Source organism: Microbacterium sp. STN6, from assembly GCF_026410545.1.
GTDB lineage: Bacteria > Actinomycetota > Actinomycetes > Actinomycetales > Microbacteriaceae > Root112D2.
The window spans coordinates 1-1,365 of sequence record NZ_JAPMIT010000005.1; the positions used below are offsets into that span (position 1 = coordinate 1).

1 protein-coding gene is annotated in these 1,365 nt (G+C 63.7%); it reads left to right on the top strand.

Features of this window, described 5'->3' with window-relative positions:
- Positions 1–52 precede the first annotated feature (52 nt).
- A protein-coding gene (locus tag OSC27_RS14445) for an IS3 family transposase (protein ID WP_267182187.1) occupies positions 53–1,338 on the top strand; the annotation gives its coding sequence in 2 pieces (ribosomal slippage) (positions 53–326 and positions 326–1,338; 1,287 coding nt in all).
- Positions 1,339–1,365 lie beyond the last annotated feature (27 nt).

A 1,365-nucleotide genomic window follows, 5' to 3' on the forward strand; every position in this document is an offset into this window, starting at 1 on the left:
TGAAGCGTCCCGGGTTTGATGCCGCATCCTTTTGAGTTGAAGGATGTATGTCATGCCTAAGAAGATCGATTCTGCGTTGCGTGAGCGCGCTGTCCGGTTGGTGCGGGAGCACCGGTCGGAGTATCCGTCGTTGACGGCCGCGTCAGCGGCTGTTGCCCGCCAGGTCGGTGTCGGCCATGAGTCCGTGCGCCGGTGGGTGTTGCAAGCCGATATCGACGACGGAACTCGTGACGGGGTCACGTCTGCTGAGCACGCGGAGATCAAGAAACTCAAGGCCGAGAACAATCGCCTCCGTGAAGACGTCGCGATCCTTCGAGCGGCGACGACTTTCTTCGTGGGGGAACTCGACCCCCGCAACCATTGATGCTGGGCTTCATCGACACGATGAGAGCCGAGGGGCACGCGGTCGAGTCGATCTGCCGGGTCCTGCGTGAGCAGGGCCACCAGATCGCCGCGCGCACCTATCGAGCACAGAGAAGGGGCGCCGTGTCGGTCAGGACTGTCACCGATGCGCAGGTGGTCGACGCGGTGCGTTCCGCAGCGTGGGCCACTATCGAGATCAACGGGCGGGTGCGGCGGGTGCTGACACCAGAGGGCCTCTACGGGCGGCGGAAGATGACTGCGCTGATTCGCCGCACCACGATCCCTGACGCGTCGCGTGGTGCGGTCGATCGGGCGATGCGTTCCCTCGGGCTTTCGGGGGTTCGCCGCGATAAGGGCATCCGCACCACGATCCCCGCGAAAGATGGCATCCGCGCCGGGGATCTGTTGAACCGGGACTTCACCGCCCCGCGGCCCGATCACACCTGGGTGATGGACTTCACCTATTGCCGCACCTGGGCCGGGTGGGTCTACGTCGCGTTCATTCTCGATGTCTACTCGCAGCGGATCATCGCTTGGCATGCGCAGACCAGCAAACACGTCGAGCTGGTAATGATCCCGTTACGGATGGCGCTCTGGGAACGCGGCCGGCAAGGTCACCCGATCCAGCCGAAGCAGCTGCGAGCACATTCGGACGCAGGCTCTCAATACGTCTCCCTGGCCTATACCGACAAGCTCGCCCTCGATGGCATCGCGCCCTCGATCGGGTCCGTCGGCGACGCATACGATAACGCCCTCATGGAGACGATCAACGGCCTCTTCAAGGCCGAATGCATCCGCACCACAGTGTTCCACGACGGACCCTACCGGACCCTCGGCGACGTCGAATTCGCTACCGCCGGCTGGGTCGACTGGTACAACACTCGTAGGCTTCACTCGAGCCTCGGCTACGTTCCACCCGCCGAGTACGAGCAAGCCCACTACGCGACCCTCAACCGAGAGCCGCAACCCGCATAGGAGCGGCAGGAAACCTGAGGCGCTTCA